The 6,805-nt window shown below is 57.7% G+C and carries 8 protein-coding genes; 5 read left to right on the forward strand and 3 right to left on the reverse strand.

Annotated features, from left to right (window positions below; translation table 11 throughout):
* From BSU04_RS30210 to BSU04_RS30220, 3 genes are all read left to right on the forward strand, one after another.
* Nucleotides 1–885, forward strand: a complete 885-nt coding sequence (locus BSU04_RS30210; RefSeq protein WP_089163983.1) for an NmrA family NAD(P)-binding protein — start codon at nt 1–3, stop codon at nt 883–885.
* A 130-nt stretch (nt 886–1,015) separates the two neighbouring features.
* A complete protein-coding gene (locus BSU04_RS30215) occupies nt 1,016–1,639 on the forward strand; it encodes an NAD(P)-dependent oxidoreductase (RefSeq protein WP_089163984.1) in 624 nt (207 codons plus the stop codon).
* Nucleotides 1,640–2,191: 552 nt separating this feature from the next.
* The gene (locus tag BSU04_RS30220; protein WP_089163985.1) at nt 2,192–2,371 is read left to right on the forward strand and encodes a hypothetical protein; all 180 of its coding nucleotides are present in this window, start codon (nt 2,192–2,194) and stop codon (nt 2,369–2,371) included.
* 499 nt (nt 2,372–2,870) lie between these two features.
* Here the strand turns inward: BSU04_RS30220 and BSU04_RS30230 are convergent, their stop codons facing one another.
* From BSU04_RS30230 to BSU04_RS30240, 3 genes are all read right to left on the reverse strand, one after another.
* Nucleotides 2,871–3,509 (reverse strand): DUF1579 domain-containing protein, encoded by a 639-nt coding sequence (locus BSU04_RS30230; RefSeq protein ID WP_089163987.1) that lies wholly within the window; start codon nt 3,507–3,509, stop codon nt 2,871–2,873.
* 109 nt (nt 3,510–3,618) lie between these two features.
* Nucleotides 3,619–4,218 carry an ester cyclase gene (locus BSU04_RS30235; RefSeq protein ID WP_089163988.1) on the reverse strand — a complete coding sequence of 200 codons (600 nt, stop codon included), beginning with the start codon at nt 4,216–4,218 and terminating at the stop codon, nt 3,619–3,621.
* 250 nt (nt 4,219–4,468) lie between these two features.
* Nucleotides 4,469–5,263: an SDR family NAD(P)-dependent oxidoreductase gene (locus BSU04_RS30240; protein ID WP_089163989.1), complete on the reverse strand. Its 795-nt coding sequence runs from the start codon at nt 5,261–5,263 to the stop codon at nt 4,469–4,471.
* A gap of 102 nt (nt 5,264–5,365) precedes the next feature.
* On the opposite strand from BSU04_RS30240, the gene BSU04_RS30245 reads away from it, so the two are divergent.
* Nucleotides 5,366–6,262: a LysR family transcriptional regulator gene (locus BSU04_RS30245; RefSeq protein WP_089163990.1), complete on the forward strand. Its 897-nt coding sequence runs from the start codon at nt 5,366–5,368 to the stop codon at nt 6,260–6,262.
* Between the two features lie 252 nt (nt 6,263–6,514).
* Nucleotides 6,515–6,805: transposase (locus BSU04_RS30250; protein WP_144021393.1), on the forward strand; the 291-nt coding region annotated here is incomplete at its 3' end.

A 6,805-nucleotide genomic window follows, 5' to 3' on the forward strand; every position in this document is an offset into this window, starting at 1 on the left:
ATGTTTTTAGTAACGGGAATTACGGGAAAAGTGGGCGGCGCAACGGCAAAACATCTGCTAGCGCACGGCAAGAAAGTACGCGCGCTGGTCCGCAATCGCGAGAAGGCGGCTTACTGGGCGAACCAGGGTGTGGAACTGGTTGACGGCGATTGGAATGATTCCGCAGCCATCGAGCACGCGCTTAAAGGCGTCGAAGGCGCGTTCGTCATGCTGCCGGCTATCTGGACGCCCTCGCCCGATTTCAAAGAAGCCAGGGGCGTGATTACAAACTATGTGGAGGCGCTCGCCAGAGCATTGCCGCCGCGAGTGGTTGCGCTTTCGTCGATGGGGGCGAACAGAGCCAGCGGGCTGGGGATAATCACGGCGCTGTCGCTTCTAGAGCAAGGATTTCGCGACCTGACATTGCCGATCGCTTATGTGCGCGCCGGCGGATTTTTCGAAAACTTCCTCTACAGCCTACATATTGCCCAGGGCGGCACGCTCCCCGTCTACTACGACCCGACGGACCGGAAATCGACCATGGTAGCGAGCGATGATGTCGGTGCCGGGATCGCAGCGCTTCTGACCGGGCCGGCGTGGTCAGGGCATCGGATCATCGAGCTCGGTTCGATGGTCAGCGCGGACGACGTAGCGACACAATTGGGTGAAGTCTTGAAGGTCGACGTTAAGGCTTTTGCCATTCCGCGGGCCGGGTGGCCGACGGCGTTCGAGCAATTCGGCATTCCGAAGGGCCAGACCGGACCGGCCGAAGCGATGTTTGACGCCGTCAATTCTGGCTGGATGGCCCTCGGGGTCGAGGGTACGGAGCACGTCCCGGGCACGACGTCCGCGCGCGATGTCTTCGCGGCGGCCCGGAACGCCACTACAGCGTGGTTTCGCGGATGAGCGATGGGATGCGACTTTGGAAATCTACTCCGGAAATTCGTACCCCATCGCGCTGCTTGCAGAGAAGCCAGAGAGCCCGTTTCATTGTGAAGTGCGGCGTTCATAACAACAACGATGATCGAGGTCGACTATGAAGGTTCTCGTTTTAGGTGCAACGGGTGGAACCGGACGGCTGATCGTTCGCGACGCCGTGGCGAAAGGTCATTCCGTCGTGGCTCTGGTACGTTCAGTGGCCAGCGCCGCCCTGCCGGACGCGGGCATTATCGAGGGCGATGTTCGCAACGAGGCCACCATCGCGCGCGCCATGGACGGCTGCGATGCCGTCGTCAGCGCCTTGGGCACCGGCATGGGCCGCCGTAAGGTCGACCTGTTGACCGTCGCGACACGCTCCATGATCACGGCTATGACGCGCAACGGCGTGCGCCGTCTAGTCTGCGTGTCCGCCCTGGGGGCCGGGGACAGCCGTGGTCATGGCGGCTTCGTGTTCGACCGACTGTTCCTGCCCTTGCTACTCAGCGAGGCTTACAAGGACAAGGAACGCCAAGAAGCCGCCATCCGCGCTAGCCTCCTCGATTGGGTTTTAGTCCGACCCGCCATGCTCACAGATGATCCAGCTCGCGGAAACGCTAGGGCCATTACCGACCTCGCACGCGTCAAAGGCGGCAAGATAGCCCGCGCCGATGTCGCTCAATTCGTGGTGGACCAGCTGACGACCGACACTTATCTGAGACGAACACCTGTCCTCATGTGGTGAAAGGCAACAGTCGCGGGATTGGGCGGCAAAGGATGAACAATTGCAGGCAATGGAAAATCAGATTGCGGCCAAAGTCCCTATGAGGCACGCGGGGCGCCCCCCTCGGACATCGCGGTTGACGCGCTCTTGCTTGCTTCGGATGATTCGGCATACGTGACAGGCCTCGATCTGCCCGTTGATTGCGGGATCCTTGCTGTCGGCTTCGTTTGGTAGTCGACCGGATCTTCAAGACATTCCGTGTGAACTGGGGCGTTCATAGCGACAGAGATCAAGGTCGCGTGTGAAGGTTCTAGTTTTGGCTGCAACTGGTGGAACTGGGCGGCTGATCGTCCACGATGCGCTGGAGAAAGGTCCTCTGGTTGTGGCGCTGGTTCACCCGAAGGCGCGCGCGCCCAACTTCCGCAGAGCGGACATCGGCGTCAGTGCAAGTTTGATCCATTTCACGAATGCGCGGACTCGGCGCGACAGATTGCTCCGATACCTCTTGGTGCCAGGAAAAACTACATGTTGAACAAAAACATTTGAACAAGCAGTCACGGTCTCCAAACGACATTGTCTGCCGAGTATCTTTATGCTCCTGCTGATAATTGGGTACTGCAGCCAGCACTGGCGACCGAAGCGCTGAAGATCCCGATGACAGCTTCGCGCTGGCAAATAAAGGGCGACGTGGCTTTTGAGCAGGACAACGCCAAGCAGGACATCCTGGTCATCAAGAAAGCTAAGTGCAGCTGAAGCATATTTACTTGAGAAAATGCACGAATCGAATTCGACGTCAAATTCGTCGGCAGTCGAGTTACGGGCATCACTTTCCACCAATGTGGTGAAACTTTGGATGCCTTGTACAGCGTTCGCCAGCAACTCGGCCAGTTCTGCCTTACGGGGCTTCGAGACCCCCAATCTTGTCCTTGTGCTGAACGCCGGGCATACCATCCAGATTGGCTTGAATCACTCGATCAAAGTCCCGCTGGACGCGTTCCAACTTTTTGCGCTGACCGATGATGTCTGCGCTACGCTCAATCCTCAGCGCTTGCGCTACAAGTGTACGGGGGTCTTTCGCCTCAACGGAATATGACGATGAAACTGGAGAGGGCTGGCCCCGGTCTTCATGGGCTGTGCCACCGCGGTTCCTACCGGCTGAATAACATCCTCTTCCCGTGACGCGGCGGGAGCATTCTGGACTCGATCAACGTCGTTCCAACAAGATGGCAACGCTCGGGCCCGGTGAACCAAGTCAGGACCGGCGGACATAGGCGTATCTGTGGCCGAGCCACTCGGTGCCGGTACCATCGGCCAGCGTGAAATACTGGTCGTTTACCTCGTGGTCCAAATCCTTCGTGATAATCTCCTGGCGCGCCCGCACAAACTCTCCCGTGTTACCGACGACAGTTGCCAGTGGCGGGAAGCTGAACTCGATCCGATTGAGCTCGCCCCGGCTCAAGCTCCAAGCCGGCATGAGGCCGGCCGGATCCCGCGCATCGAAGGCCACGTAGTCCCAGCGACCATCGAGACGGTTGTAGCATAAGAGATCTGTTCGTTTGACGGCCTGATGAACGGTGTCGTTGGTCGGACGGAGAAACTCCTGAAGCAACGACCCGATCATCAGCCGTTCCGCCACTAGACCCGTGCTCACGATCGGGGAGGCGCCAGGGGCAGGCCAGGCCGTTTCGGTAACGTCCCAAAGGCCTACGCGTCTGGCGAGGAAACGCGCCTCTGGCCCCGGCTTGTTCAGACGGTCTCTCATCGAGACTTCGCCAGGTGAAGCGACCGAGCTTGCGGTTTGCGACAGCGCTTGTCTCGCGGAAATCGAAAGCGAGGCGAAGGCCGCTCCCCTAAGCGCTGCGGCGCCAAGGAAATGGCGGCGATCAATCATGGTGCTTCTCCAGTATCAATGGTGAGCCTATCGTGGGGGTCGCCCGGCCGATAAGAGATAATTGCCAACCAGCTCCAAATAAAGGTCTCTGTTGTCACTCGTCCAGCTTCTAGGTCGGGAGAGCTACGCCTTTGATGAGCGATGGCGGCTCGACAAACGTGGGCATCTTCAAGCCCCCGTCGTGGAGGTAAATGGCAAGATCAAGCGAAGCATCAGCGACGTCCCATCGTGTGACCAAACCATTTTCGATCCGTAGAATGAAATTCTCTACCGACGTTCCGGTCTTTCCAGTCGGAGCGAGACCGTTGAACGGACGATCGTGCTTCCAGTGGAGGTTGATCGTGACGAGACCGCGATCCCCAGCGACAAAATGGTCGATGAGGTCGGTCCGCGGGCGGAAAGCGTCAATGAACGACTGGTTCCATCGCTTGAGAGCGGCTATCCCATCAATGTTGCGCCCTGCAGTGCTGTTGGACTTGACGTCGGGATGGATCACTGCATCCCAAAGATCGAGCCGATTCTGCGAGAAGCCCTTGTAGATCCGTAGAGTTATGCTGGAGTCGGATGCCTTCCAAGCCTGCGTTCCGCCTGTCGCTCCCTGCGCTCTAGCAATCCCGACGAGGCCTAAGCCTGCGGTTGCAATCGTGCCATTTATGAGCAGCTTTCGACGTGAAAGTAGCGATGTGAGTCTTTCTTCAGGGTTCATCATGAATGACCTTTCTTGTGTGTCTGTCGTTGAGACCGATGCGGTTAATTGTGTCGATCCGAATCTTCACATTTGAGCCGGAAGGTCGGTTGCCTGCGTTGAACTTGGAGATTCAGGACCTTGCGGATCTCAGGCCCGGATATTCCAGTGTCAATGCAGGCGCATTTCAACTTGAGCTGTCGTCCACTGCTGGGAGGAACCGATGGTTTGGCCCTTCCCGAGGCCGCGTTGAGCAAGTGAAAAAGCGTGCGCCCTATGCAATGGTTCGAACGACACCACCGTCGACACGCAAAGAGGTGCCCGTTGTTCCTGACGCCTGCTCCGAGCAGACATAGATGACCAGGTTGGCGACTTCTTCGGTTGTTGCAAAGCGATTGAGCAGCGATGTCGGGCGCATCGTCTTGATGAACTGTTGTTCGGCTTCGTGTTGCGTAATGCCTTGCTCTTTCGCGGCCGCCTTCATCCAGCCGCTCATGATCTCCGAATTCGTCGGGCCAGGGAGGACCGAATTGACCGTGACTCCGGTTCCGCCGACCGCCTCGGCCAAGCCCCTCGCCAGGGCGAGCTGAGCGGTCTTCGTCATGGCGTAGTCGATCATGTCCTTGGGAATGGCGAGCGCGGATTCACTACTGATGAAGACGACACGCCCCCAGCCTCGGTTCGTCATGTTCGGCACATAGTGGCGAGAGGCTCGGATGCCGCTCATGACGTTCAGCTCGAAAAGGTCGGTCCACTCGCTGTCGCCAATGTCGAAGAAGGGCTTCGCGCGCCCCGTGCCCACGTTGTTGACGAGGATGTCCGCATCCGGCGCTTGCGCGAACAACTCCGCCGCCCCCTCTGCGGTCGCAAGGTCGGCGACGACACCGATGAATGCTCCCTTTGGGAAAAGCGCACGCAACTCGCTAAGCGTCGCGGCGACCCTGTCCTCGCGGCGACCGTTGATGACGACCGAAGCGCCGGCGCGCGCCAATCCTACGGCAATGGCTCGGCCGATACCTGCCGTGGACCCGGTAACGACCGCTGTGCGGCCAGTAAGATCGATATTCATGGCGCCATTCCTTCAACTGTGGAGAGAGTTGAGATTGTGGACAATCGCGTAACCAATGATAATGACTCAAATTTCCATAACATTAATTCCAATGAGGAATGTTTGGACAGATTCCACGAAATAAGCGCGTTCATCGCCGTGGTTGAAGCAGGTGGCTTCACCGCCGCCGCGCGTAGAACCGGCGATTCACAGTCGGCAATCAGTAAAGCCATCGGCTCGCTCGAGAAGCGCCTGGGCGTGGTGTTGTTGAACCGAAGCACGCGCAGCGTGACCCTCACCGATCAGGGGCGCAGATACTACGACCGGGCGAAACCGTTACTGGACGGCATGGATGATGCCGACAGCGAACTAACCAACAGTACCCACAACGTTTCGGGTCTGATCAGGATCGCTGCATCGGGTACGTTCGGCCGTCTTCATATTTTGCCGCTTATCCCCGACCTGTTATCACTCCATCCCGGTCTGCAGGTCGATCTCGTTCTCTCGGATTTCGTGCGAGATATGGTCGAAGATGGAATTGATCTGGCGATCCGGGTAGGACCCATCGACGATCCTGACGCGATCGTCAAGCGTGTGGCTAGCACTCCCCTCGTATGTGTCGGGTCGCGCCGCTACTTCGAGCGATGCGGAATGCCAAAGACCCCCGCCGAGCTCGTCGATCACAATTGCCTTTTATATCGCGGCTCGACGGAGCCAACGCATTGGGCTTTCATGGGGCCAGAAGGACGATTTAGCGTGTCCGTACGCGGAAATCTCACGTCCAACAGCGTTGAAACCATCCGCACTGGTGTCCTAGCCGGCGTGGGGATCGGCCGGTTTGCCAAGGTCTCCCTTGCCGATGATCTCCGACATACCGACGTCATCACCGTTCTCGACGAATTCATGGGCGACGCCAGAGACATAAACCTCATCTGGCCAAGACGTCGCTTTGTACCGGCACGCGTGCGACGAGTTACCGATTTCTTCGCAGAGGCTATTCCGCAGCGTATTTATCCTTGAACTTAGGAAAAATGTTCAGCGATGGTCCCGAGTAGGGACCACAAAATCATGGAACTAGCGTCGCCGATTCACAATCTCCCTCCTGAGTTCATTGAGTTCTATCTGGAGATGTGGATCCCATATCTCGGCGATCCGAGCGACCGCTTTGCGGCGTCGAATGTTGGGAACTGAACGGCCGGTCATGGCCCAGAGTGTGTCAAAACGCTTTTTTGAAGAGCTAAAATATCTCATCCGGTAACGGGGGTGAGCGAGATGAAACGGTTTGTTCAGGGCGACAATCGTACGCAAAGCTTTCTTCTTCCCGAAGCCCTCGACGACTACGTGACGGACACCAACCCTGTTCGCGTAGTCGATGTCTTTGTAGATGAGCTTGATCTTCAGAAGCTTGGGTTTGAAGGCGTCGAACCAGCACTTACCGGCCGGCCTTCGTATCATCCTGAGGTGATGCTTAAGATCTACATCTACGGTTACCTGAACCGTATTCAGTCCAGTCGTCGCCTTGAGCGCGAGGCCCAGCGCAACATTGAATTAATGTGGCTCACG

This window comes from Caballeronia sordidicola, assembly GCF_002220365.1.
Classification (GTDB): domain Bacteria; phylum Pseudomonadota; class Gammaproteobacteria; order Burkholderiales; family Burkholderiaceae; genus Caballeronia; species Caballeronia sordidicola_C.